The 26071-nt window shown below is 57.0% G+C and carries 25 protein-coding genes and 2 riboswitches; of the genes, 23 read left to right on the forward strand and 2 right to left on the reverse strand.

Going from position 1 to position 26071, the window contains the following annotated elements:
• From PEH01S_RS29615 to PEH01S_RS29655, 8 genes are all read left to right on the forward strand, one after another.
• A partial coding sequence (locus PEH01S_RS29615; RefSeq protein WP_164828074.1) for an acetyltransferase occupies nt 1–446 on the forward strand: 446 nt, incomplete at its 5' end.
• Nucleotides 447–450: 4 nt separating this feature from the next.
• On the forward strand, nt 451–1620 hold the full coding sequence (locus PEH01S_RS29620; RefSeq protein ID WP_281281537.1) for a DegT/DnrJ/EryC1/StrS family aminotransferase: 1170 nt from the start codon (nt 451–453) through the stop codon (nt 1618–1620).
• On the forward strand, nt 1607–2509 hold the full coding sequence (gene galU / locus PEH01S_RS29625) for a UTP--glucose-1-phosphate uridylyltransferase GalU (RefSeq protein ID WP_025845515.1): 903 nt from the start codon (nt 1607–1609) through the stop codon (nt 2507–2509). The genes PEH01S_RS29620 and galU overlap by 14 nt, the downstream gene beginning before the upstream one ends.
• 4 nt (nt 2510–2513) lie before the next feature.
• Nucleotides 2514–3857 carry a UDP-glucose 6-dehydrogenase TuaD gene (gene tuaD, locus PEH01S_RS29630; protein WP_025845514.1) on the forward strand — a complete coding sequence of 448 codons (1344 nt, stop codon included), beginning with the start codon at nt 2514–2516 and terminating at the stop codon, nt 3855–3857.
• Nucleotides 3858–3876: 19 nt separating this feature from the next.
• Complete coding sequence (locus PEH01S_RS29635) at nt 3877–4365, forward strand: VanZ family protein (protein WP_246063105.1); 489 nt, start codon at nt 3877–3879, stop codon at nt 4363–4365.
• A complete protein-coding gene (locus PEH01S_RS29640; protein ID WP_127489765.1) occupies nt 4362–5015 on the forward strand; it encodes a hypothetical protein in 654 nt (217 codons plus the stop codon). Before PEH01S_RS29635 ends, PEH01S_RS29640 begins: the two co-directional genes overlap by 4 nt.
• A gap of 34 nt (nt 5016–5049) precedes the next feature.
• Nucleotides 5050–5970 carry a hypothetical protein gene (locus PEH01S_RS34820; protein ID WP_164828075.1) on the forward strand — a complete coding sequence of 307 codons (921 nt, stop codon included), beginning with the start codon at nt 5050–5052 and terminating at the stop codon, nt 5968–5970.
• 135 nt (nt 5971–6105) lie between these two features.
• Nucleotides 6106–6303 carry a hypothetical protein gene (locus PEH01S_RS29655; RefSeq protein ID WP_127489771.1) on the forward strand — a complete coding sequence of 66 codons (198 nt, stop codon included), beginning with the start codon at nt 6106–6108 and terminating at the stop codon, nt 6301–6303.
• Nucleotides 6304–6354: 51 nt separating this feature from the next.
• Here the strand turns inward: PEH01S_RS29655 and PEH01S_RS29660 are convergent, their stop codons facing one another.
• A complete protein-coding gene (locus PEH01S_RS29660) occupies nt 6355–7119 on the reverse strand; it encodes an AAA family ATPase (protein ID WP_127489773.1) in 765 nt (254 codons plus the stop codon).
• Between the two features lie 242 nt (nt 7120–7361).
• Here PEH01S_RS29660 and PEH01S_RS29665 point away from each other — a divergent pair, with 242 nt between their 5' ends.
• Entirely contained in the window at nt 7362–9182 is a 1821-nt protein-coding gene (locus PEH01S_RS29665) for an FAD-dependent oxidoreductase (RefSeq protein WP_127489775.1), read from the forward strand.
• A gap of 188 nt (nt 9183–9370) precedes the next feature.
• Here the strand turns inward: PEH01S_RS29665 and PEH01S_RS29670 are convergent, their stop codons facing one another.
• Nucleotides 9371–10249 (reverse strand): stalk domain-containing protein, encoded by an 879-nt coding sequence (locus tag PEH01S_RS29670; protein WP_127489777.1) that lies wholly within the window; start codon nt 10247–10249, stop codon nt 9371–9373.
• Nucleotides 10250–10253: 4 nt separating this feature from the next.
• Nucleotides 10254–10408, reverse strand: a riboswitch (cyclic di-AMP (ydaO/yuaA leader).
• Between the two features lie 162 nt (nt 10409–10570).
• On the opposite strand from PEH01S_RS29670, the gene PEH01S_RS29675 reads away from it, so the two are divergent.
• The 14 genes from PEH01S_RS29675 (at nt 10571) to purD (ending at nt 25864) form a co-directional block, all read left to right on the forward strand.
• Nucleotides 10571–11269 (forward strand): DUF6483 family protein, encoded by a 699-nt coding sequence (locus PEH01S_RS29675; protein ID WP_127489779.1) that lies wholly within the window; start codon nt 10571–10573, stop codon nt 11267–11269.
• Between the two features lie 116 nt (nt 11270–11385).
• Nucleotides 11386–11487, forward strand: a riboswitch (purine riboswitch).
• A gap of 179 nt (nt 11488–11666) precedes the next feature.
• Nucleotides 11667–12152, forward strand: coding sequence for a 5-(carboxyamino)imidazole ribonucleotide mutase (purE, locus tag PEH01S_RS29680; protein ID WP_127489781.1), 486 nt, complete (start codon nt 11667–11669; stop codon nt 12150–12152).
• The gene (purK, locus tag PEH01S_RS29685) at nt 12149–13342 is read left to right on the forward strand and encodes a 5-(carboxyamino)imidazole ribonucleotide synthase (RefSeq protein ID WP_127489783.1); all 1194 of its coding nucleotides are present in this window, start codon (nt 12149–12151) and stop codon (nt 13340–13342) included. Before purE ends, purK begins: the two co-directional genes overlap by 4 nt.
• Before the next feature lie 228 nt (nt 13343–13570).
• A complete protein-coding gene (gene purB, locus PEH01S_RS29690; RefSeq protein WP_127489785.1) occupies nt 13571–14866 on the forward strand; it encodes an adenylosuccinate lyase in 1296 nt (431 codons plus the stop codon).
• A 27-nt stretch (nt 14867–14893) separates the two neighbouring features.
• On the forward strand, nt 14894–15787 hold the full coding sequence (locus PEH01S_RS29695; RefSeq protein WP_127489787.1) for a phosphoribosylaminoimidazolesuccinocarboxamide synthase: 894 nt from the start codon (nt 14894–14896) through the stop codon (nt 15785–15787).
• A gap of 95 nt (nt 15788–15882) precedes the next feature.
• On the forward strand, nt 15883–16131 hold the full coding sequence (purS, locus tag PEH01S_RS29700; protein WP_025845489.1) for a phosphoribosylformylglycinamidine synthase subunit PurS: 249 nt from the start codon (nt 15883–15885) through the stop codon (nt 16129–16131).
• Between the two features lie 19 nt (nt 16132–16150).
• Nucleotides 16151–16846 (forward strand): phosphoribosylformylglycinamidine synthase subunit PurQ, encoded by a 696-nt coding sequence (gene purQ, locus PEH01S_RS29705; protein WP_025845488.1) that lies wholly within the window; start codon nt 16151–16153, stop codon nt 16844–16846.
• A complete protein-coding gene (gene purL / locus PEH01S_RS29710) occupies nt 16824–19070 on the forward strand; it encodes a phosphoribosylformylglycinamidine synthase subunit PurL (RefSeq protein WP_025845487.1) in 2247 nt (748 codons plus the stop codon). The genes purQ and purL overlap by 23 nt, the downstream gene beginning before the upstream one ends.
• A gap of 56 nt (nt 19071–19126) precedes the next feature.
• Nucleotides 19127–20590: an amidophosphoribosyltransferase gene (gene purF, locus PEH01S_RS29715; protein ID WP_036712546.1), complete on the forward strand. Its 1464-nt coding sequence runs from the start codon at nt 19127–19129 to the stop codon at nt 20588–20590.
• Between the two features lie 326 nt (nt 20591–20916).
• Nucleotides 20917–21957, forward strand: a complete 1041-nt coding sequence (purM, locus tag PEH01S_RS29720; protein ID WP_127489789.1) for a phosphoribosylformylglycinamidine cyclo-ligase — start codon at nt 20917–20919, stop codon at nt 21955–21957.
• Nucleotides 21954–22586 (forward strand): phosphoribosylglycinamide formyltransferase, encoded by a 633-nt coding sequence (gene purN, locus PEH01S_RS29725; RefSeq protein ID WP_025845482.1) that lies wholly within the window; start codon nt 21954–21956, stop codon nt 22584–22586. Before purM ends, purN begins: the two co-directional genes overlap by 4 nt.
• Entirely contained in the window at nt 22583–23767 is a 1185-nt protein-coding gene (locus PEH01S_RS29730; protein WP_025845480.1) for a phosphoribosylaminoimidazolecarboxamide formyltransferase, read from the forward strand. Before purN ends, PEH01S_RS29730 begins: the two co-directional genes overlap by 4 nt.
• An 89-nt stretch (nt 23768–23856) precedes the next feature.
• A complete protein-coding gene (locus PEH01S_RS29735; RefSeq protein ID WP_025845479.1) occupies nt 23857–24591 on the forward strand; it encodes an IMP cyclohydrolase in 735 nt (244 codons plus the stop codon).
• A gap of 13 nt (nt 24592–24604) precedes the next feature.
• Complete coding sequence (gene purD, locus PEH01S_RS29740) at nt 24605–25864, forward strand: phosphoribosylamine--glycine ligase (protein ID WP_127489791.1); 1260 nt, start codon at nt 24605–24607, stop codon at nt 25862–25864.
• Nucleotides 25865–26071: the final 207 nt, after the last annotated feature.

Raw genomic sequence — 26071 nt, forward strand, 5'->3', positions numbered from 1 at the left:
CCCGCCGGGCCGTCATGGAACGGCTCGGGTACCCCGAATCCCGCTATGCAGTCTTGATACACCCGAGGGCGACGCTCGGAAGCGGGGTAACGATCGGCGGCGGTTCCGTCGTCATGCCGGGTGCGGTCATCAACCATGGCGCCCGGATCGGCGCTCAGTGCATCATCAATACGGGCGCCATCGTCGAGCACGAGAATACGCTCGGAAGCTTCGTGCATGTTTCTCCCTCCGCAGCCTTAGCCGGCGATGTCACGGTAGGGGACGGAACGCATATCGGGCTTGGCGCGAAAGTGATCGAAGGATTAACGATAGGCGGCTGGAGCACGCTCGGAGCGGGGGCGGTTGCCGTTCACGACATTCCGGCTCAATGTACGGCCGTAGGCGTACCCGCCAAACCAATCAAATACGCTGACCAACCGGATCAGCTCGCACAGAGGAGGGCGTAGCGCAATGTCGCTGAATCAAAGGATTTACCTGTCTCCCCCGCATATGGGGCAAGAAGAGCAGCAATGGGTGCAGCAAGCTTTCGCCACCAACTGGATCGCGCCGTTAGGGCCCAACGTCGATGTTTTTGAGAAAGAGATCGCCGGGTATGTCGGGGCGGGCGGAGCGTTGGCTCTCAGTTCCGGTACGGCTGCCATCCACCTGGCTTTACGGTTGCTCGGAGTCGGCGCTGGGGATACGGTGTTCTGCTCAAGCTTAACGTTTGTCGCCAGCGTGAATCCGGTGGTGTATCAAGGGGCGGAGCCGGTATTTATCGACTCCGAGCCGGAAAGCTGGAATATGTCTCCGCAAGCGCTGGAGCGCGCGCTGTCGGCAGCCAAGCGTGCCGGAAAGCTTCCGAAGGCGGTCGTTGTCGTCAATCTGTACGGGCAAAGCGCGGACATGGACCCGCTGCTGGACTTATGCGACCAATACGGCGTACCCGTCATCGAGGATGCCGCCGAATCGCTGGGCGCGACGTACAAAGGCCGGGCAAGCGGAACGCTGGGCAGGTTCGGAACCTACTCGTTCAACGGCAACAAAATCATCACCACCTCCGGCGGAGGCATGCTGGTATCGGACGACCTCGAAGCGCTGGAGAAGGCCCGATATTGGGCGACCCAGGCCCGGGACCCTGCACCGCATTACGAACACAGCGAGGTCGGGTTCAATTACCGGATGAGCAACGTGCTGGCCGGCATCGGCATCGGGCAGCTTCGGAAGCTGCCCGAGCGAATCGAAACGAGACGCGCCATCTTTGCGAACTACGCCGAAGCGCTGGGCTCCATGGAGGGCGTCGCGTTTATGCCGGAGGCGTCCTTCGGCCAAGCGACCCGTTGGCTGACGGCGCTGACCGTCGACCCGCAAGTTGCGAAAACGACGGCGGGTGACATCATCCGGGCGCTCGCGGAGGCGAACATCGAGTCCAGACCGGTGTGGAAGCCGATGCATCTGCAACCGCTGTTCCAAGACTGCTCCTATTATCCGCATCAGGAGGGACACAGCGTATCCGACCGGCTGTTCGAGCAGGGCATTTGCCTGCCTTCCGGCTCCAGTCTGACCGAAACCGAGCAAGCGAAAGTGATTGAGATCGTCAAAACACTCGTATTCGGAGGTATGACTCATGAAATTGCGTAAAGCGATCATTCCGGCAGCGGGACTTGGAACGCGCTTCCTGCCTGCGACCAAAGCCCAGCCGAAGGAAATGCTGCCGATTGTGGACAAGCCTACGATTCAATACATTATTGAAGAGGCGATTGCCTCCGGGATCGAGGATATTCTGATCATTAGCGGACGCGGAAAGCGGGCCATCGAGGATCACTTCGACAAGTCGTTCGAGCTGGAGGACACGCTCTCGAAGAAAGGCAAGAACAAGGAGCTTGAGCAAATTCAAGCGATCTCCGAGATGGCGAATATCCACTATATCCGTCAAAAAGAACCGAAGGGCCTCGGCCATGCCATCTGGTGCGCGCGCAGCTTTGTCGGCGACGAGCCGTTCGCCGTTCTGCTCGGCGACGACATCGTGCAGTCAAGCGAGCCGTGCCTGAGCCAGCTCATTCGCGTCCATTCCCGGTACTCCTCCTCGGTCGTCGGCGTGCAAAAAGTGAGCGACGAGGACGTCTCCAAATACGGGATCATCGCTCCCCGGGGCTCGTCGATCGAGCCGGAGGTGTTCTTCCTGGAGACGCTGGTCGAGAAGCCTTCGAAAAAAGCGGCTCCTTCCAACTATGCCATCATGGGCCGGTACATTTTGACGCCTGACATTTTCGATATTCTGGAGAGTCTTCCGGCCGGTGCGGGCGGCGAAATCCAGCTGACGGACGCGCTCAAGCGGTTGAACGAGAAAAGACCGGTCATCGCCTACAATTTCCAAGGAGCCCGGCACGACGTCGGGGACAAATTCGGCTTTATCAAAGCGACGCTGGACTTCGCGCTGCAGCGCGACGACTTGCGCAACGACGTGATGAACTACATCCGGACGCTGTACGAAAGCGAGCCTTCATTTTACAGTAAGGTGGCGAAATAAGCGTATGCACAATATAACAGTGATTGGTACGGGATACGTCGGTTTGGTGTCGGGAACGTGCTTTGCCGAAATGGGCAACCGCATCATCTGCTGCGATGTGAACAAGGACAAAATCGCCATGCTGCAAAACGGAGAGATTCCCATTTACGAGCCGGGCCTCAAGGAGCTTGTCGCGAAGAACGTGGCGGAAAACCGTCTCTTCTTCACCTCCGAAATCGGCGAGGCCATTGAGGATTCCGACATCATTTATATTGCGGTCGGCACGCCTATGGCGGAGAACGGCGAAGCGGATATGCGCTACGTGAAGGAAGTGGCCAAAACGATCGGCAAGCACTTGAACACGTACAAAATTATCGTCAACAAAAGTACGGTGCCGGTCGGCACGGGCGAGCTTGTGCGGACGATTGTCGCCAACAACCGGATCAACGAACGCATTCATTTCGATGTCGTGTCCAATCCTGAATTTCTGCGCGAGGGCTCGGCGATTGCGGATTGCATGAACATGGAGCGGGCGGTGATCGGGGCGACGAGCGATAAGGCGGCCAAGGTCATTGCGAAGCTGCACGAACCGCTGAAGACGAAAATTTTCATGACGGACCTGCAAAGCGCGGAGATGATCAAATATGCGGCGAACGCCTTTCTTGCGACAAAAATATCGTTTATCAACGCTATCGCCAATCTGTGCGAGCGGGTCGGGGCCGACGTGACCCAGGTGTCGGAAGGCATGGGAATGGACAGCCGGATCGGCGGGAAATTTTTGCAGGCCGGTATCGGCTACGGAGGCTCCTGCTTTCCGAAGGATACGTTTGCGCTCGCCCATATGGCCGATCAGGCAGGGTATGATTTTACGCTGCTGAAATCCGTCATCTCGACCAACGAGGCGCAGCCGTACGTGATGCTGAAGAAGCTGCAGGATTTGTTCGGCGACTATGCCGGAAGGCGGATTGCGGTGCTCGGGCTTGCCTTTAAGCCGAACACGGACGATATGCGCTGCGCGCCGTCGCTTGTCATTATCGACGAGCTGGTGAAACAAGGCGCTATCGTGCAAGCGTACGATCCGATCGCCATGCCGAACGCCCGGGCGCTGCTGCCTGCCGAGGTGACTTATTTTGACAGCGTCGAGGCGGCGGTGACGGATTGCGACGCCTGCCTGATTTTAACCGAGTGGGATGAAATTACGGGCATGGATCTTGCTTCCGTTCGCAAGCTGCTGAAATATCCGTTCCTGGTGGACGGGCGCAATTGCTTCTCACTGCAAGAAATGTACGAACACGGCTTTGTTTACCATTCGGTTGGCAGGCCGGCAGTATTGACGGCTAGGAGTGAATCCCATCCGGTCAATTATTAAGCTCCTTTCCCTTGTTCCTGTGTTGCTGTGGACGCTGCTTATTTTTCACTTCTCTTCCCAGTCCTACCATGAGCAGAGTATACAGCCAATTTTACATAAATGGTTCACGAAGGAGGGGATGCTTAGCGTCGTACCTGAGATGACCATTCATTATCATCATTCTACGATTGAAGCCAGGAAGCAGCCGTTTGAATTTGTCGAGTTTTTGTTTCGAAAAGGTTCGCATTTGTTTATGTACGCGATGCTGGCGGTTTGTGCTTTTTTCGCGTTGGTTCAAACCCGATGGAAGCTGGGCTTCAAGATTTTGCTTGCGATCGTTTATGTGATTGGCATAGCTTCGGCGGATGAGTGGAATCAAGCGGGAAGTGTGGAGCGTACCAGCGCAATGCAGGATATTGTATTGGATTCAATCGGCGGATTCCTTGGCTTAGTGGTTCTTATCCTGGGCATGGCGGTGTTCTGCAAAATCAAGCGGAACAGCACGCTGCGAAGAGGGGAGGTTCCATGAAGGCGAGAATGAAAAAGGCTTTGGGAGTCGGAGCGGTGGTTGTATTGCTGCTGTTTGCCGGCGGCTACTGGGCGCTTCATGCCGTGCAGGAACGGATGATGGCGGCGCTTGCCAGTCTGGCGGAAGAAGCGCCGGCAGGGAAGCGGCCGGAAACCGGTCCGGAGAAGCGGACCGATCCGTCGCCCCAAGCTCCGGCGGAGACTCCTAAGCCGACCTCCGAACAGGATGTCGTCCGGACGTCGGGCGGTTCCCCGGCATCGCCGGGGAAAGCGGAGCAGGCTCAGAAGCCGGCACAAGCCCCGGCCACGGTTCCACAGGAAACCGGCAAGCCGGCTGACCCGAAGTCGGGCAGCACGGGCTATAAGGCTGAAATCTCCGCAGGCAAGGCGAAGGAAGTGCAGGATCAAATTTCGCTGGCCGAACAAGTCAAAATCACTACCGTACTGCTTAAAAAGCTAGATGGAAATGATTTAAAACAATTACAAAATATGTTTAATCAAGGTGTTTCCTTGGAGGAAAAAAGGAAGGCCAAGGAAATGATCCTGGAAAAGCTTACGGAAGAGGAGTACGACGAGCTGATTGCGATTGCTTCGAAATATGGTTTGAGCAAGGGCAAAAGCTACGAGGAGTCTCTTCGGGAGAAAAAATAAGCTCTAACATTATGATCCTAAGGGAGAGAAGGCTATGAAAAAAAGAAAAACCACCATGTCAAAGTTTCTTGCGGTCGTGATCGCGGCAGCCTTGACTACGCCGGCATTGTCGGCACCGAAAGCCGAAGCGGCGTCGCTTACGTTTGAGAACCAGTCGCCGCTGGTTAACTTCAACGGACCTACCGTGGTCAATCTGAACTTATTCCTCGGAGAACAGTTTAATCTGGAAAAATGGTTCGAGACGAATTTTGGCAGCTGGACCACTCCGAAACCGCCAAAGAGCGATAAGGAGAAGGAAAAGGAACGTTTAGAGAAAGAGAAGCAAGAGAAAGAGAAGCAGGAAAGGGAACGATTGGAGAAAGAGAAGCAGGAGCGAGAAAAGCTCGAAAAGGAACGGTTAGAGAAAGAAAAGCAGGAAAAAGAACGGTTAGAGAAAGAAAAGCAGGAAAAAGAACGGTTAGAGAAGGAAAAGCAAGAAAAAGAGAAGCAGGAGAAAGAAAAACAGGAAAAAGAGAAGCAAGAAAAAGAAAAGCAGGATAAGGAAAACGGTAAAGGAAATGGTAACGGTAACGGCAACGGAAATGGTAACGGCAACGGTAACGGTAACGGAAATGACAAAGGCAACGGAGATAAGGAAAAGGACAAAGAGTATAAGGAAATCACGAAAAATGCCACTCAGCAGCTGATCCATCTCCGCAATGAAAGCAAACAGGAATTGATGGGGATCGCCCTTCAGGCTGCAGCGGCCAGCAGTTCCAAGGAAAGAGCGAGGCTTTATCGGCAGGGAGAAAGCAAGTTTAACGAAAAATCAGCTCAGTTCAACGCCATTATCGACAGCGTAAGAAGCGAGCTGGAGTCTAAAGGCTTCAGCACGGATATCGTCAACGAATATCAAGAAGAATTTAACAAAGAAGTTCAAATGGGACAAAGCCTGCTGCAAAATCTCGTGAAATAACGATCGGGAACCGGCGATTGCCTTCGGGCGTCGCCGGTTTTTTATGTATGCGTAAGGAAAATAAATGCTTTATAGGTATGGATTGTAAATCAGAACCACAAAATACAGGTAGTTCACGATAAGGAGGGAATTACAATGAGTCAACTGCCTGATAACGCAGGCAATGCCGAACTGGAGGATCTGGCCACTCATGCGGCCGGGGCTACCGACCTGCATCAGACGCGGACGACCGACCAGGCCGTGCAGATTGATCCGCCGGTTGCCGGAAGCCCGGGGCCGATTGACCGCCGGGAGGAACGCTTCGACGTGAAGAAGAACGAAGATTCCGTTTAGCAAGAACGAAGAACAGCGTACCGGACGAGCCGGGCCTGTTCTTTTTTTTCGTTATTCCTCGTCGGCAAAAAGCTCTCTAAGCATCCGTTCCCGATTATGCAGAAATTGCTTCATAATGATATAATGATCGGTTTCTTCCACATTTATGTGCTCGATTCCATCGGGAGTCAAGTAATAAGCCAGGGCGTCGGGGTAACCCATCAGAATAGGCGAATGGGTCGAGATGATGAATTGCGAGTTCTTCTTAACCAGCGCATGGATGCGGGCGAGCATCGACATTTGCTTCAAGGGAGAAAGGGCCGCTTCCGGCTCGTCCAGAATATACAGCCCGTTGCCGCCGAAACGGTGAAGGAAAGCGGCAAAAAACGATTCGCCGTGCGACTGCTCGTGAAGCGATTTGCCCCCGTACGAATCGATGATCCGAGTTCCGCCCTCCGGTTCGCTATCCAACTGATCGATATTGGTTGCAAGGTTATAATAGCTTTCCGCCCGGAAGAAGAAGCCGTCCCTCGGCCTGCCGATTCCGCGCACCAGACGGATATGCCGGTGCAGCTCCGAGTGGGATTCGTGCGTCGCGAAATTGAAGTTCAAGCTGCCGCCTTCGGGATTGAATCCCCAAGCAACGGCTATGGCTTCGAGCAGCGTGGACTTGCCCATGCCGTTCTCGCCGATGATGTAGGTGACCTTGGGGTGGAAGCGCAGAGTCGTCAACCGGCGCAAAGCCGGGAGGTGAAACGGATACTTGGCAAAAGACGGCACGTTCTCCCGCAGCAGCTCCATACTTCTCACGAACGGATCTTTATCGTAGATCCCCATAAGGCAATGCCTCCTTCCGGCTTGATCGTTGACTCTATTATACCGAAAAGCAGGCCGCCGCGTTACTCCCATAAGCTCGAAGGACACCGATGAAACTCGAAGAACCGGTCCTTCGCGGACGGCATGTTTCGCCGAGCTTTTTTCGTTTTTGTAAAAATTTCAGTTTTCTGGAACAAACCGCTGAGTCGGCGCGTCCAATAAGACGTGAGTAGCTTGAGCCGAAACGGAGTGTGAGCTTAGGGATGGCGAATCGGACAAAAACCGGTATACGGCTGGCGATCGGATTGGGCCTGCTGCTGGCTTTCATCGCCGGAGGCTGGATATGGTGGTACAGCAATGACAAGAGCACGGCCAAACCGGGAGAAATGAAGCCGCTGCTGCAAGTAAGCTCCGTTGCCCAGATCAAAGAGGCCTACGATGTCATCGTGACCGGCACCGATCCGGAAGGCGTGGCGGCCGCTGTCTCGGCAGCGCGCAACGGGCTGTCCGTGCTGCTGGTGGACGGGCGGAACCGTGAGATTCTCGGCGGCTTGATGACACTGGGCTGGTTGAACAGCCTGGACAACAATTATTCCCCCGAGTCTTCGCTTGTTCCGGGTAAGCATAACTTTTTGAACAAAGGGATTTTCCAGGAATGGTATGACCGCATCGAAGGCACGTCGTTCGATGTTGTGACGGCTGCCAATGCATTCTACGAGCTGGTCCGGCAGGAGCCGAACATTGATCTTCTCATGAAGGTGAAGACGATGGAGCCGATTGTGACCGTCGGCCCGGACGGCATGCGCAAGGTTACCGGCGTGCAGGTGATCCGGCAGGATGGCAGCCGGCATAATGTGAAGGCCAAAGCCGTGATCGACGCGACACAGGACGCCGACATTGCCGCAGCCGCAGGCGTATCGTTTACGATAGGAAGAGAGGATATCGGCGATCCGAAATCCCAGATGGCGGTTACGCTTGTCTTTAAGCTGCGCGGCGTAACGCAGGAGGTATGGGAATCGTTCGGCAGGCACAAGGATACCGGTATTGACCGGATGAGCGGATGGGGGTTCCCCGAGATGTGGGAGTATCCGTCGAGCAACAAAGAAAGGGTTCGCATGCGTGGACTCAATATCGGGAGACAAAATGACGGGACGATTCTCATCAACGCGCTGCAAATTTTTGGCATCAATCCGTTGGACCCCGAGTCGGTCGATGAAGCTTTTGAGATCGGAAAGAAAGAAATTCCGCTTGTGGTCGATTATATGAAGAAAAATTTCAAGGAGTTCGCTGATCTCGAGCTGGCCGGAACGGCGCCGGAGCTGTACGTGCGGGAGACCCGACATATGAAGGGCCAATACCGTCTGACCATGACCGATGTGCTCGATAATCGCGATCAATGGGACCGCATCGCTTTCGGCTCTTATAAAGTCGATATCCAGAGCACGAGCTACCAAGACCGCGGCGCCATCATGATGAATCCGGTGCAGTATGCGATTCCGTTCCGCAGCATCCTGCCCCGCGAGGTGAACGGGCTGCTGGTGGTGGGCCGTTCGGCCGGCTTCGATACGCTGCCGCACGGCAGCGCGCGCGTCATCCCGGTCGGCATGGCAACCGGGCAGGCGGCCGGAGCCGCTGCCAAGCTCGCTATAGACAAGGGGCTGTCGTTCCGTGAGCTCTCCGAGTCCAAGCAGGACATCGCAGCGCTGCAGGATATGTTGAACAAGCAAGGGATGGAGCTGAAGCCGTTCCGAATCCATCCTCCGGCTTATACGAAGCATCAAGCCTATGCCGGGCTGAAAGCGGCGGTGAGCATGAATTTGACCGTGGGCGGGGATAAAAACGAAGGTTTTGATTTGGACGGCGCCTCGAACGCGCAGCGGTTCGTCTATCAGCTGAACGGCGTAGGGAGAGTGCATGCGGCCTATTTTAAAGGAAAGGCTGCCGATTCGCTCCAGGGTATGGACAATCCGGCCGATACACCGCTCACGCTGGAGCAAGCGGCGGCGGCTCTCGGGTCGGCGATGGGCTTGCCGCAGAAGCCGCCGACGACCATATGCAGGAGCTGCTCGCCCGGGGCGTGGTAAAGCAGGAAACGGTCTCGGCGATTCAAGACCCGAAGCGGCTCACCAACGGGGAAGCCTACATGCTGATCCGCGACGGGGTCGCGAACTATGCCGGCAAAACGTACGAGTAAAAGGCATGAACCGAAAAAGCAGCCGTCCCGCCTGAAGGAGACGACTGCTTTTTTGCTATGGATGAGAATCAAGCTTGATTAAGGTGTAAGTACGTATACCTGCACATTCTGCATACCGAAGAGCCTGGCTTGAGAGCGGCTTTCGGGGAGGAAAATATCGATCCTGTTGCCTTTGATCGCGCCACCGGTATCCGTCGCTGTAGCATACAAGCCGTTAGCCGGCAGGCCCATGTAGGAATAGCCTTTGATCAATACCTTGGAACCGAGCGGAATGACGGAAGGATCTACGGCGATCGTTCCAAGCTTCAGAGGATTACCCATATAATCGACTGCGCCATATCCGCCGTTCTCCGCAGGAGACGCCGTGTAAGCTGTCGCTTTGACTTCGATCATTTTGCTGTAAGCCGGTGCGGGTGCTGCCGCGAAGGCTTGAGAAGCGGTCTGGGCAGCTTTGCTTGGGCGATACCAAGCGGGAGCGTGATAATTGCCGTCGGCACCAAGAATCGCGATGCGGTTCTGGTTGTCCCATTGCGTTTGGATGTCGAACGAATCCGAGATGAGCCGAACCGGCACATAGACGCGGCCGTCGACGAATTCCGCGGCGCTTTCGACCTGCTCGGGTTCTCCGTTGACCGTTACCGACTTATTGCCGGTTTGCAGCGAAAGGCTATTTTTATCGTCTTTGATTGTAATTTTGATTTCGGAACCGGCAGGCTCCCAATGCAGCTGGTAGCCGAGTTTGTCCGCTACGACGCGCGCCGGAACTTGAAGCTTGTGATTCTCATCCACATAAGGCTGGGCATCCGGAAATTGCACCAGCTTGTCGTTCACCTGAACCTTGATATCCTCCGCCAGACGCACCGGTTCATCGGCATAGACGGCCGGAGCGCAGACGGGCAGTATCGCGGGCAGAGCGAACAGGCATGCAAGAAGCACGCTTTTCAAACCGAATTTCATATGCTGTTTCCCTCCTGTTAGCCTCCGAGGTTAGTTGTCGGGTTCGGGAAGAGGTAGGCTCCCTAGCCTCCGAACCTTGCGGTCCAGCGGCATTCACCCCATGTATTGCGTCCCCCGTACGTACACAAAATTTGCTGTGCGATTCGGCTTTTAAGAATTTACCACAGGCTTGTTGCTGGTATCAATACATAAAATCATCCAGTAGCTGCCGGAAAATAGCAGAACTTTTTTCCTCCCGGGTAGGAATGCGGTACAATAAAAGAGTGTTCGGGGGCATCAGCTGATTTGGGACGGTCTCGGTCCCGGGAAAGGAGCAGCGCCATGTATAAGCGGGATTACATATTACGAATGATCGAACAGACGGCGGAAATGCTGCATAAAGTGATGTTTCGCCGGCAGAATCAACAGCTGCGGGAAGCGATGGAGCTGCTGAACCAAGCGATGCGGCAGCTGCTCGGCGTCGGCTCGAAGCTGATCCATGCGCTGTCGGTCAAAGATTTGCTTGCTCTGCTGTCCAAAGACGGCGAGGTCGATCAGGGGAAGGTGCTTGTATGCGGGGACATGCTCAACGCCCAGGCGGCTTTGTTCGCGGACTCCGGGGAAGAGGCGGCAGCCAGAGCGGCGGGGGCCAAATCGCTGGAGCTTCTGTTAACGGCCAGAGAGCTGGATGCGCGCGATGAGCTGCGCGAGGAATTCGCGGATCGGATTGAGACTGCGCTCGCCTTGGTTGGACGGGCTCCGATGTCTGCGAGTTTGCTGAAGGTACTTATCCCTTATTATGAAGCAAGCGGGCGATACGGGCGGGCGGAGGATGCGCTTTTCCATTTGCTGGACGAGCTGGAACGGACGGAGGAAACGGAGGAGCGGCTCGAACAGCTCGGACTTGGCATTCGGATGTACGAACGATGGCTGGGCTTGGATTCGGAGGCGCTGGAGCAGGGCAATTTGTCGAAAGACGAAGTAGAAGACGGGCTGAACGAGCTGCTCCGAATAAAAAAGAACATGTTGGAGCAAGGATAAGCCATACGCTTTTTGCGCAAAAATGCGAACTATTTCTGTTTTGAACAAAATAATGTTCGGATTTTGGAGTTGACATGCGGTGTTAAAGACTGTTAAACTAAAGAGGATGAAAGGCCTAAAAAAGTTGAATAGTCTCTCGTATAATGTCGGGAATATGGCCCGAAAGTTTCTACCCGAAAACCTTAAATTTTTGGACTACGAGTAAGCGAAGTATGAGGGGTCGGCATAAGCATGCCAGACCTTAGCTTGCGCTTGTGGAGATTCTTGTCGTCCTGCCGATAGACTGCGTTTGCCAGTACTATCCAATGGGCGTTTTGTTTTTTTTGCTTCTATAATATAGGGTCAAACATCGATAATATAGGGTCAAACATCGATGCGACCGACACGGAGGTTACCAATGTCTGTTCTTGTTGGAGTCATTATGGGCAGCCAGTCCGACTGGGAAACGATGAAGCATGCTTGCGACGTGCTGGACGAGCTCGAAGTGGCTTATGAAAAGAAAGTCGTCTCCGCTCACCGGACGCCCGACCTGATGTTCGAGTATGCGGCATCGGCGGCGGATCGCGGATTGAAGGTCATCATTGCGGGAGCCGGCGGCGCGGCGCATTTGCCGGGCATGGTGGCGGCGAAGACGGTGCTGCCGGTGATCGGCGTGCCGGTGAAGTCGTCCACGCTGAACGGTCTCGATTCGCTGCTGTCCATCGTTCAGATGCCGGGCGGTATTCCGGTCGGCACCGTGGCGATCGGGAATGCCGGAGCGACGAATGCGGGGCTGCTGGCGGCTCAAATGCTCGGCGCCTTCGATCCGGCGCTTCAGCGCAAAGTCGCGGAACGCCGCGAAAAAATGGCGCAAACCGTTATCGAAAAGAGCGTGCTGGAATGACGCGGCAGACCGATCAAAACCGAACGTACGACCCATCGAAAGTATTGCTCCCCGGCGCTGCGATTGGCGTGCTTGGAGGAGGGCAGCTCGGGCGAATGATGGCTCTGGCCGGAAGCGCCATGGGCTACCGGTTCGTGACGCTGGATCCGACGCCGGATTCGCCTTGCGGCCAAGTGGCCGACCGGCAAATCGTCGCGCCGTATCATGATGTCGATGCCGCCCGGCAGCTTGCGGAGCTGGCCGATGTCATCACGTACGAGTTCGAGAACGTGGACGCCGATGTCACCAAGCTGCTGATGGCCGAGTCGTACGTGCCGCAGGGCAGCAAGCTGCTGTACACGACGCAGCATCGGCTGCGCGAGAAGCGGGCGATTGAAGCGGCAGGCGTCAAGGTCGCGCCGTATGCCGAAATCGGCAGCGCGGAAGAGCTGCGCGAGGCGGTCCGCCGCTTCGGCACGCCGTGCGTGCTGAAGACGGCGACCGGCGGCTACGACGGCAAAGGGCAGTGGGTGATCCGCTCGCAGGACGAGGTGCAGGAGGCGTACGACACGTTAAGCCGGGCCCGGACGGAGCTGGTGCTGGAGCAGTTCGTGCATTTCACGAAGGAGCTTTCGGTCATCGCGGCCCGCAGTCCGCGCGGGGAGACGAAAGCTTTTCCCGCTGCGGAGAATGTGCATGTGAACAACATCCTGCACTTGTCCATCGTACCGGCGAGAGTGCCGGAAGAAGTACAGCGGGAAGCGGAGCGGATGGCGCTGCGGATTGCCGAGGAGCTGGATGTGATCGGCCTCATCGCCGTCGAGCTGTTCCTTACCGCGGATGGCGAGCTGTATGTCAACGAGCTGGCGCCGCGGCCGCATAACTCCGGCCACTATACGATGGAGGCCTGCCGGACGTCGCAGTTCGAGCAGCATGTGCGGGCGATCGCGAACCTGCCGCTCGGGGATCCTGCCCTGATGACGCCGGTCGTCATGGTCAATGTGCTGGGAGAGCATGTGCAGCCGCTGCTGGACTGGATCGCTAAGCCGGAAGCGGAGCAGGTGCCGGGCGTAACGGTGAAGGTGCATTTGTACGGAAAGCAGGAGGCCAAGACCGGCCGCAAGATGGGCCATGTGAATTTGCTCGCGGCCTCGCATGAGGCGGCATTTGATTGGATAGAGGCTTCAAAAATATGGGACGCTAATAAATAAGAACGGGTTCGATTGATTGTTTTTATCACTCGGTGAAAAAAGCGGATGGAGCGGATCGTTCTGGAGAAGCGTAGCGTTCGCCTTTGTCCCTGGATTCTAATAACTTAATTGGTTATATAATCAGAGAATCCGGGGACAACAGCGATCGGAAGAACGATCCGCTCGCGCAGCGACCTATGTTCATAAGTCATTTTAAGGAAACGGATAAAAGCGGAGGATGGAGAAACGATGATCGAACGTTATACGAGACCCGAGATGGGCGCCATTTGGACGGAAGAAAACAAATTCAAGGCTTGGCTCGAAGTCGAGATTCTTTCCTGCGAAGCGTGGGCGGAGCTTGGCGTTATTCCGAAGGAGGACGTAGCCGAGCTGCGCAAAAACGCAGGCTTCAACATCGACCGCATCTACGAAATCGAGCAGGAGACGCGTCACGATGTGATCGCCTTCACCCGTGCGGTATCCGAGACGCTCGGACCGGAGCGGAAATGGGTGCATTACGGCCTGACCTCCACGGACGTGGTCGATACGGCGCTCGGTTACTTGCTGAAGCAGGCCAACACGATTTTGGAGAAGGACCTGCTGAACTTCATCGAGATTTTAAAGGATAAGGCGGTCGCTTACAAAGATACGCCGATGATGGGACGGACGCACGGCGTGCATGCCGAGCCGACGACGTTCGGACTGAAAATAGCGCTGTGGTACGAGGAAATGAAGCGCAACCTGGAGCGTTTCCGCTTTGCGGCGGACGGCGTGCAGTTCGGCAAAATTTCCGGCGCGGTCGGTACGTACGCGAACATCGATCCGTTCGTCGAGGAATATGTGTGCGGCAAGCTCGGCACGAAGCCGGCGCCGATCTCCACGCAGACGCTCCAGCGCGACCGTCACGCGGAGTACATGGCGACGCTGGCGCTGATCGCGACTTCGCTCGACAAATTCGCGACCGAAATCCGCGCGCTGCAGAAGAGCGAATTCCGCGAGGTGGAAGAGCCGTTCGCCAAGGGGCAAAAGGGTTCGTCCGCGATGCCGCACAAGCGCAACCCGATCGGCTGCGAAAGCATCTCCGGCTTGGCGCGGGTCATCCGCGGCCATATGGTCTCCGCTTACGAGAACGTGACGCTGTGGCATGAGCGCGATATTTCGCACTCCTCGGTCGAGCGCATCATTTTGCCGGATGCGACGATTCTGCTCAACTATATGCTGAACCGACTGGGCAACATCGTGAAGAACCTGACGGTGTTCCCGGAAAATATGAAGCGCAACATGCAAAGCACGTACGGCGTGCCGTTCTCCGGCCGCGTCATGACGAAGCTGATCGACAAAGGCTTCAGCCGCGAGCAAGCGTACGATACGGTGCAGCCGCGCGCGATGCAGGCGTGGGAGGAGCAGCGTTCGTTCCGCGAAATCATCGAGAACACGCCGGCGATCCGGGAGCATCTGAGCCTGGAAGAGATTGACGACGCGTTCAATCCGAGCTGGCATTTGAAGCATGTGGATACGATTTTCAAGCGTCTCGGCTTGATCTGATCTAAACGGGGGAGGCCTGACGAAGCGATGGGTGGAACGACGACAACGGCCATTTCGAGCGCCGAGCCTTACGTGAAGGCGCCGCTGCTCTACAAAGGCAAGGTCCGGGAGCTGTACGATCTCGGCGAGCACTATCTGATTGCGGTCACCGACCGCATCTCCGCGTTCGACTGGGTGCTGAGCCCGGCGGTGCCGGACAAAGGCAACGTGCTGAATTCGCTCAGCCGCTTCTGGTTCGAGCAGACGGCAGGCATCCAGCCGAATCATCTGGTGCATGCCGACGTGGACCGGCTCGGGGAGCTGATCACGGACCGTGAAATCATGAAGGACCGGTTTATGGTCACGAAAAAAGCGCAGCGGATCGACATCGAATGCGTCGTCCGCGGCTATATTACCGGCGGCGGCTGGCGGCAGTATCAAAACACCGGCGAAGTAAACGGGCACAAGCTGCCGGCGGGCATGCGGAAGAACGAGCGGTTTCCGCAGCCGATTTTCACGCCGGCCGCGAAGAACGATGTCGGCCACGACGAGGACATCTCGATCGAGCGCATGACCGAGCTGGTCGGCGCGGAGCTGACGCAGCAGCTGCAGGAGAAAAGCATCCGGCTGTACGAGTTTGCACGGGAGTTTTGCGAGGCGCGCGGCATCATTTTGGCGGATACGAAGTTTGAATTCGGTTTGATCGACGGCGAAATTATATTGATTGACGAAATTTTTACGCCGGATTCCTCCCGCTTCTGGGACAAAAGCAAGTACGAGCTCGACATCGAGATCGACGGCATGGACAAAGAGCCGGTCCGGACGTATTTGTCCGGCACCGGTTGGGACAAAAACAGCGAGCCGGACCCGCTGCCGCCGCATGTGGTGGAGGAGACTTCCCGGCGTTACCGCGATATCTATAACCGTTTGGTGCAAGGGTAGGCTGGCTTGCCGGGGCGGTAAACGGCCGCTCCGCGGATAACGCGCTTCAGGATAGGCCCAAAATGATTAACTTAATGTGGGAGGTACTTTTCCTAATGTTCAAAGCAACGGTATACGTAACGATCAAGCAAAGCGTTCTGGATGTGCAAGGAACCGCCGTACAGGGCGCGCTCCACTCGATGGGCTTCGACGAAGTGGAGAAGGTGAGAATCGGCAAATATTTGGAAGTGGAACTGAACACAAACGACCGGGCTGCGGCGGAAGAGCGGTTGAAAGCGATGTGCGAAAAGCTGCTCGCGAACACCGTAATCGAGGATTACCGTTTCGAGCTGGTACAGGGTTAATCAAAAGGAGGCGCGCGTGATGAATTTCGCGGTGTTGGTATTCCCCGGCTCCAACTGTGACATCGACTGCTACAAAGCGGTGGAGGATACGATCGGACAGCCCGTGGATTACGTATGGCATACGGAAACGGACTTATCGAAATATGATTGCATTCTTATTCCCGGCGGCTTCTCGTACGGCGACTACCTGCGCTGCGGCGCGATCGCCCGCTTTGCCCCGGTCATGAACGCCCTGGTGAAAGCGGCAGAGGAAGGAAAATACATTCTGGGCATTTGCAACGGCTTCCAGATTTTGCTTGAATCGGGTCTGCTGCCAGGAGCCATGCTGCGCAATCGGTCGCTCAAATTCCGCTGCCATGCAGCCATGCTGCAGGTGGAAAATACAAATACGCCGTTTACTTCGGACTATACGAAGGGCGAGCTGATCAATATTCCGATTGCCCACGGCGAAGGCAACTATTACTGTGACGAGGCGACGCTGGCGGAGCTGAAAGCGAACAATCAGATCGTGTTCCGGTACGAAGCGGGCAACAATCCGAACGGTTCGGTCGACGATATTGCCGGAATTTGCAACCGGGCGGGCAACGTGCTGGGCATGATGCCGCATCCGGAGCGGGCGGTTCACGAGCTGCTCGGCTCGGCGGACGGACGGAAGATGTTTACATCGATTTTGAGCACCTGGAGGGAGAAGCATGGCGCAGCAGCTATCGGCTAAGGAACCAACGGCAGAGCAAATTGCCGAGCAGCAGATTTACAAGCAGTTCGGCGTATCGGATGCGGAGTATGACAAAATTTGCGGGTTTTTGGGCCGGAAGCCGAACTACGTCGAAATCGGCGTATTCAGCGTCATGTGGTCCGAGCACTGCTCCTATAAAAATTCGAAGGCGGTTCTCCGCAAATTCCCGACAAGCGGTCCCCGCGTCCTGATGGGACCGGGCGAAGGTGCGGGTATCGTCGATATCGGCGACAATCAGGCGGTAGTATTCAAAATCGAGAGCCACAACCACCCTTCGGCGGTCGAGCCTTATCAAGGCGCGGCGACGGGAGTCGGCGGTATTATCCGTGACATTTTCTCGATGGGTGCAAGACCGGTAGCGGTATTGAACAGCTTGCGTTTCGGCCGTCTTACCAATGATCGCGTCAAATATTTGTTCGAGCACGTCGTTGCGGGGATTGCCGGGTACGGCAACTGTATCGGCATCCCGACGGTCGGTGGCGAAGTGATGTTCGACGAGAGCTACGAAGGCAACCCGCTCGTCAATGCGATGTGCGTCGGTCTGATCGATCACGACAAAATCCAAAAGGGCGTCGCCAAAGGCGTCGGCAACCCGGTCTTCTACGTCGGACCGGCAACGGGACGCGACGGCATCCACGGCGCGACGTTCGCATCCGAAGATTTGACAGAGGAGTCCGAAGCGAAGCGCTCGGCGGTGCAGGTCGGCGATCCGTTCATGGAGAAGCTCGTGCTGGAAGCGTGCCTGGAGCTGATCAATTCCGGCATCGTCGTCGGCATTCAGGATATGGGCGCCGCAGGCTTGACCTGCTCCAGCTCCGAGATGGCGAGCAAGGCCGGCAACGGCATGGAGCTGTATCTGGACGAGGTGCCGCAGCGCGAGGAAGGCATGACGCCTTACGAGATGATGCTGTCCGAGTCGCAGGAGCGGATGCTGTTCGTCGTGAAGCCGGAGCATGAGGCTCAGGCAAAAGCGATTTTCGAGCGTTGGGGTCTGCACTGCGCGAAGGTAGGCAAAGTGACCGACGACGGTAACCTGAAGCTGTATCATAAGGGCGAGCTGGTCGGCGACATGCCGGTCAAAGCGCTCGTAGACGATTGCCCGATGTATCACAAGCCTTCCGCGGTACCGGCTTATTACGAAGAGAACGGCAAGGTCGATACGCTTCGTTACCCGGAAGTGACGGATTTGAACGGCGCGCTCAAGCAGGTATTGGCGTCCCCTACGGTAGCGAATAAAGAATGGATTTATAACCAATACGATTATATGGTGCGTACCAGCACGGCGGTTCAGCCGGGCTCCGACGCGGCGGTCGTGACGATTCGCGGCTCCCGCAAGGCGCTGTCCATGTCCACGGACTGCAACGGACGCTATGTCTATCTCGATCCGGAAGTCGGCGGACGTATCGCCGTGGCGGAAGCGGCACGCAACAACGTCTGCTCCGGCGCGGAGCCGCTGGCGATTACGGACAACCTCAACTTCGGCAGCCCGGAGAAGCCGGAAATTTTCTGGCAGCTGGAGAAATCGGTCGACGGCATGGCCGAAGCTTGCCGCAAGCTGAATACGCCGGTGATCGGCGGCAACGTCAGCTTGTACAACGAGAACGCCAAAGGCGCGATTTATCCGACGCCGGTCGTCGGGATGGTCGGCTTGGTGCATGACACCGATCATATTACGACGCAGGGCTTTAAGCGCGAGGGCGACGTGATCCTGCTGCTCGGCGAGACGAAAGCGGAGCTTGGCGGCAGCGAGTTCCAATATATCGTTCACGGCGTAACGGAAGGCCGTCCTCCGCAAATCGATTTGGACGTGGAAAAAACGCTGCTGGACGCGGTGCTGACCGCGATTCAGCAAGGGCTTGTCGCTTCCGCGCACGACTTGTCCGAAGGCGGACTGGCGGTCGCGCTGGCCGAAAGCTGCATAAGCGGCCGTCTCGGCGCGAAGGCGGACTTCGCAACGGAGCTGCGCCCGGATATCGCGTTGTTCAGCGAGAGCCAATCCCGCATTCTGTTAAGCGCAGCCCCGGACAAAGCCGAAGCGCTGCAGCAGCTTCTGACGGAGCGCGGCGTGCCGGTGCAAGTACTCGGTACGGTCGGCGGCAGCTCGCTCCAGCTTCAAGTCAATGGAAACCCGGTTATTGATGCATCTGTGACGGAACTAGAAAAGGTTTGGAAGGATGCGATTCCATGTCTGATGAACAATTGATCGGCGGACAGGGACAAGAGGCAGCGAAAATCGTTCGTTCGGCTTCCGGAGAGGCAATGCCGCTCTGGACCGGACGCTACTATAACGAAGGCCATACCGGCCAGGACAGCTTTATGGATAAGCTGGGGGAAGAGTGCGGAGTTTTCGGCGTATTCGGGCATTCCGAAGCCGCTTCGCTCTCGTACTACGGCCTCCATGCGCTGCAGCACCGCGGGCAGGAAAGCGCGGGCATCTGCGTAGCCAATGGCGAGTCTTTTCATTATCACCGCGGCATGGGGCTTGTGAAGGAAGTGTTCAACAACGACAACCTCGCTCCCATGACCGGGAGCGCGTCGATCGGACATGTGCGTTATTCGACGTCGGGTGAAAGCAAGCTGGCCAATGCGCAGCCGCTCGTGTTCAAATACCGCGGTGGCGATCTGGCGATCGCTACGAACGGCAACTTGACCAACGCGCCGCAAATCAAGGACCAGCTGGAAAAAGAAGGGTCGATTTTCCAAACGACCAGCGATACGGAAGTTGTAGCGCATCTGATCGCCCGGTCGAAGCAGAACGATATCGTCTCCGCAGTCAAGGAGACGCTTCTCCGGGTGGAAGGCGCGTATGCGTTTATGTTTTTGACGAAGGACAAGCTGATCGTCGCGCGGGACCCGCACGGCTTGCGGCCATTTGTGATGGGCCGTCTTGGCAACGCGTGGCTGTTTGCTTCCGAATCCTGTGCGTTCGATACGGTCGGCGGCAAGTATTACCGCGACGTCGAGCCGGGCGAGCTGCTGATCCTGGACTTCAAAACCGGCGCGATGACGGAAGACCGGTTCTCGCCGATCAAGCAGCGCGCGATCTGCGCGATGGAATATATTTATTTTGCCCGGCCGGACAGCGACATCGACGAGACGAACATCCATTCCGCGCGCAAGCGGATGGGACGCCAGCTGGCGATCGAAGCGTTCGTCGACGCCGACATCGTCACCGGCGTGCCGGATTCCAGCATTTCCGCCGCCATCGGCTACGCGGAGCAGACGGGCATTCCGTACGAGCTCGGTCTGATCAAAAACCGCTACACCGGCCGGACGTTCATCCAGCCGAGCCAGGAGCTGCGCGAGCAGGGCGTCAAGATGAAGCTGTCGGCGGTGCGCAGCATCGTCGAAGGCAAGCGCGTCGTCATGATCGACGATTCGATCGTGCGCGGCACGACCTCGCTGCGCATCGTCAACCTGCTGCGCGAGGCCGGCGCGAAGGAAGTGCACGTGCGCATCAGCTCGCCGCCGTTTGCAAACCCATGCTTCTACGGCATCGATACCCCGAGCCGCAAGGAGCTGATCGCCGCGGTCAAATCGGTGGAGGAAATCCGCGAGGCGATCAACGCCGATTCGCTGCATTTTCTCAGCCATGAGGGGCTGCTCACGGCTATCGGCCGTCCGAACGTGGAAGTCAACCGCGGGCTGTGCACGGCCTGCTTCGACAACCGCTATCCGACGCCGGTGCCGGACGAAGCCGCTCTTGGCTGCGGCTGCGATTGATTGCGGCAGTAGGCCGCCATCATGCTTTTGACCTAACCCGGCGGTCCCGGGCTGCCCGGACCGCCTTTTTACGATAGCGCAGGTTTTGCTGCGCAAAATTTTTGACGGAGCGCTTAGGCGGAGGTTCGTGTGTCTGCCGGAGCTTATGCTTACGAAGCAGTTTTCCCTCGGGAAAACTCTTAGTCTACGTGCCGCCTTTGAAAACGGGTTATTCCCGCTGCTAATATCAATGAAGATAACCCGTTTTCAAGAGCGGCCGCAGGCAGACAGCACGAACTGGAGCCGGAACAAGCGCAGCCAACCACTTTTGGGGAGGAACAATCCAAGTGTCCGATGCATATAAACAAGCCGGTGTCGATATCGCGGCCGGCAACGAAGCGGTAGAGCGCATGAAGAAGCACGTCAAGACGACCTTCCGTCCGGAAGTGCTGACAGACCTCGGCGGCTTCGGCGCGCTGTTCGGCCTGAACAAGGACAAGTACGAAGAGCCGGTGCTCGTCTCCGGCACGGACGGTGTCGGCACGAAGCTGAAAATCGCTTTTGCGATGGACAAGCACGATACCATTGGCATCGATGCCGTAGCGATGTGCGTGAACGATATTGTCGTGCAGGGCGCGGAGCCGCTCTTTTTCCTCGACTATCTTGCCTGCGACAAGGTCATTCCGGAAAAAATCGAAGCGATCGTCAAAGGCATCAGCGACGGCTGCGTGCAGTCGGGCTGTGCGCTGATCGGCGGCGAAACGGCGGAAATGCCGGGCATGTACGGCGAAGGCGAATACGATATCGCGGGCTTCACGGTCGGCATCGTCGACAAGAAGAAGATCATCGACGGCTCCACGATCCGTCCGGGCGACGTCGTCCTGGGTCTCGCTTCGAGCGGCGTTCACAGCAACGGCTTTTCGCTTGTCCGCAAGCTGCTGTTAGAAGACAAGGGCTACGGGCTGCACGATACGATCGACGAGCTGGGCGGACGTCTGGGCGACACGCTGCTCATGCCGACGAAGCTTTACGTCAAACCGGTGCTGGCGGTGCTCGAAGAGGTGCCGATTAAAGGAATGGCGCACATCACGGGAGGCGGCTTCCTGGAGAACATTCCGCGTGTGCTGCCGGAGGGCGTCAACGTCGAGATCGATTACGGCTCTTGGCCGATTTTGCCGATTTTTCAGCTGATGCAGCGGGAAGGCGGCATCAGCAACAACGATATGTTCCGGACGTTCAACATGGGGATCGGCATGGTCGTCATCGTGGCGGAGGATCAGGCTGCACGGGCTGCCGAGCTATTCGCGCAGCATGGCGAGAAAGCCTATACGCTCGGCCGCGTCACGGCAGGGGAGCGTAAAGTTACGTTTACCGGGGCGGTCGTATGAGAGCCGAACCGTTGCGTATTGCCGTATTCGCCTCGGGCAGCGGAAGCAACTTCCAGGCGATAGCGGATGCGGCAATGGCAGGCCGGCTCGATGCACGCATCGAGCTTTTGGTCTGTGACCGGCCGAAGGCCGGAGTGGTGGAGCGGGCCAAGCAGGCCGGCGTGCCTGTTCATACGTTTCGTCCGAAGGACTACGATTCGCGCGAAACGTATGAGCGGGAAATTTTGGCGATTTTACAGCAAAAGCAAGTTGAACTTGTCGTTCTTGCCGGGTACATGCGCATTGTGACAAAAGTGCTGGTGGACGCGTATTGGGGACGCATGCTCAATATTCACCCTTCCCTGCTTCCGTCGTTTCCGGGTCTTGATGCCATAGGGCAGGCGCTGCGGCACGGGGTCAAAGTGACCGGAGTAACCGTTCATCTTGTGGACGGGGGGCTCGACAGCGGGCCGATATTGGCGCAGCGCGCCTTGGACATTGCACCCGGCGATACGGAGGCTTCCGTCGCCGAGCGGATTCACCGCATCGAGCACCGATTGTACCCGGAAGTGATACAGGCGATTGCCACGGGAAGCATCCGCTTGGAGGATGCCGCCAACAAACCTAAGGAGGACGGGACCGCACCATGAGCCAAACGAATCAAACGCAAGTATTGGAGCTCCGCTACGGAATGAACCCGCATCAAAAGCAAGCGAAGCTGATCGGGGAAGGAACGCTGCCGATCAAAGTAGTGAACGGCGACCCGGGTTTCATCAATCTGCTTGACGCTTTTAACGGCTTCCAGCTCGCACGGGAGCTGCGGCGCGCAACGGGACTGCCTGCGGCCGCCTCGTTCAAGCATGTAAGTCCGGCCGGAGCAGCCGTAGCTGCGCCGCTGACGCCGGAGCTGAAAAAAGCCTACTTCGTGGAAGGCTTGGAGCTATCGCCATTGGCAACCGCTTATGCACGGGCCCGCGGCGCCGACCGCATGTCCTCGTTCGGCGATGCCGCCGCGCTCAGCGATATTGTGGACGCCTCGACGGCGCAGCTGTTGAAGCGGGAGGTATCCGACTTGGTCGTGGCGCCGGGGTATACCGATGAAGCGCTTGAGATTCTCCGCGCGAAGAAAAACGGCGGCTACCTGATTCTCCAGATCGATCCGGATTACGTTCCGAATCCGGTCGAAACCCGCACGCTGTTCGGTATGACGCTGCAGCAGGAGCGCAACGACGCCGTCATCGACGAATCGGCGCTGGAACGCATCGTTACAGAAAACAAGGAGCTTCCGGAGAACGCGAAGCGCGATCTTCTCATTGCGCTCGTTACGCTGAAATATACGCAATCCAACTCGATCTGCTACACGTTGGACGGTCAAACGATCGGGATCGGCGCCGGCCAGCAATCGCGCATTCATTGCACCCGTCTGGCCGGGGACAAAGCCGACCGCTGGTTCCTTCGCCAGCATCCGACGGCGCTGAACATGGCTTTCCGCCAAGGGCTCTCCCGTGCGGAGCAGAACAACGCCATCGATCTATGGCTGGAAGAAGAGCTGACGCCGGTGGAGCAGGCGGCTTGGGAAGCTTGCTTCGAGCAAGTTCCAGCGCGACTGACGCGCGAAGAGAAACGCGAATGGCTGAGCAAGCTGCAGGGCGTTTCTTACGGCTCCGACGCCTTCCTCCCGTTCCGCGACAATCTGGACCGCGCCAGCCGCAGCGGCGTCAAATATGTCGTGCAAGCAGGCAGCTCGATGCGCGACGAAGAAGTCGTGAAAGCGGCCAACGATTACGGCATGGTAATGGCTTATTCGGGAGTCCGTTTGTTCCACCATTAAGAGACGAAGCAGGCATTACTCCGTAATGCCTAAGTCTATGCTTATGATGCAGGCATTGCGCAGCAATGCCCTGAGGAGGAGTATTCCAAGTGTCGACGAATAGAGCCGCGCAAGCGGAGCAATATTTTCAAAGTTTGCGGCAAAACGTGTACCCGGGCCGCGGCATCGTGATCGGGCAGACGCCGGACGCCACACGACTCGTGCAGGTGTACTGGATCATGGGGCGCAGCGAGAACAGCCGCAACCGTGTATTTATTCAGGAGGACAACGGATTTGTCCGCACCGAAGCGAAGGACCCGGCGAAGCTGACCGATCCGTCGCTTATCATCTACTACCCGGTGAAGCACGCGAACGGCGCGCATATCGTCACGAATGGCGATCAGACCGACACGATACACGAAGCTCTGCTTTCCGGCAGCACGTTCGAAGCTGCGCTCGCCACCCGGACGTACGAGCCGGACGCACCGAATTTTACGCCGCGAATCAGCGGTATCATCGATGTGAACGACGGGCAGTTTGCCTATAAGCTGTCGATCCTGAAATCGAGCGGCAATACGGAGGATCAGACCCTTCGTCATACGTATACGTACGAGAAGGCGCTGCCGGGCTACGGTCACTGCATCCATACGTATGCCGGCGACGGGAATCCGCTGCCTTCCTTCCAAGGCGAACCGGCGCTTGTGCCGATTGCCGGCAACGACGTCCGGCAGATCGCGGAGGCCTACTGGCAGGCGCTCAATGACGAGAACCGCATCTCGCTGCTCGTCAAAACGGTTCGGATCGGCACCGGAGAGACCGAGCTGCTGATCGTCAACAAAGAATAGGAGGAGCCTGAACGTGCGGATACTGGTTGTAGGCGGCGGCGGCCGCGAGCATGCGATTTGCTGGGCGCTGAAGAAAAGCCCCAAAGTCACGGAGCTGTACTGTGCGCCGGGAAACGGCGGGATCGCATCGGTAGCCGAGTGCGTCCCGATTCAAGTGAACCAATTCGAGGAAATTGCGCAGTTTGCCATCGACCAAACGATCGATCTGGTTGTCATCGGTCCGGATGATCCGCTGTCCGAAGGCATCGTCGATCACTTGGAAGCGAAAGGTCTGAGCGTATTCGGCCCCCGCCAAAATGCGGCGATTATCGAAGGCAGCAAAGTGTTCACCAAGCAGCTGCTGAAAAAATACAACATCCCGACAGCCGCTTACGAATCGTTCGAGCGGTACGAGGACGCGGTCGCATATTTGCGCCGGCAGCAAGCGCCTATCGTGATTAAAGCGGACGGCCTCGCGGCAGGCAAGGGTGTTATCGTGGCCCAGACACTGGGCGAAGCGGAAAAAGCGCTGCACGACATCATGGTCGCCAAGGTGTTCGGGGAATCCGGCAACCAAGTCGTGATCGAGGAGTTCCTCACCGGTCAGGAAATGTCGATTCTCTCGTTCGTCGATGGCGAAACGGTCTGCCCGATGATCCCGGCCCAAGATCATAAGGCCGTCTACGATAACGACAAGGGACCGAACACCGGCGGCATGGGCACCTACAGCCCGCTGCCTCATATCCCGCAAGCCGTGATCGACGAGTCGATCGAGACAATTATTAAGCCGACGGCCAAAGCGATGGTCGCCGAAGGCCGGCCGTTCCGCGGCGTATTGTTCGCAGGCTTGATGCTGACGCCGAACGGACCGAAGACGATCGAGTTCAACGCCCGCTTCGGCGACCCCGAGACACAGGTCGTGCTGCCTCGGCTGAAAACCGATTTGCTCGACATTTTCCTCGCTGCGGTCAACGGAAGGCTGGATCAGATGAAGATCGAGTGGAGCGAGGAAGCGGCCGTTTGCGTCATTTTGGCGTCCGAAGGCTATCCGGGCTCGTACCCGAAGGGGCTTCCGATCGAAGGCTTGGAAGACGTGCAGGATTCGATCGTATTTCACGCCGGAACGGCCGTCAAGGACGGCGGAGTTGTGACCAACGGCGGCCGCGTGCTTGGCGTCACTGCGCTTGGCCGCGATATTGCCGAGGCCCGCGCCAAAGCTTACGCGGATGCCGACCGCATCCGTTTCCAAGGCAAGCACAATCGTACGGACATTGCGAAGAAAGCGCTCGTATAAATACAAACCCGGGGTAAAGGAATTGTTTCCTTTGCCCCGGTTTTTTGCGTGCGGAGAAGCCATTCCTACTTGCGTCCGCTTCCTTTGATCATGATTTTGTCCCAATTTCGATAAACGTAAAAAACCGCCCATATGGCTCCGACCACCAAAATGCCCGACAGCCAGTAATCGTGCACGTAATAGGAAAAAGCGCGCAAGGCCATTCGG

The organism is Paenibacillus ehimensis NBRC 15659, assembly GCF_004000785.1.
GTDB lineage: Bacteria > Bacillota > Bacilli > Paenibacillales > NBRC-103111 > Paenibacillus_G > Paenibacillus_G ehimensis.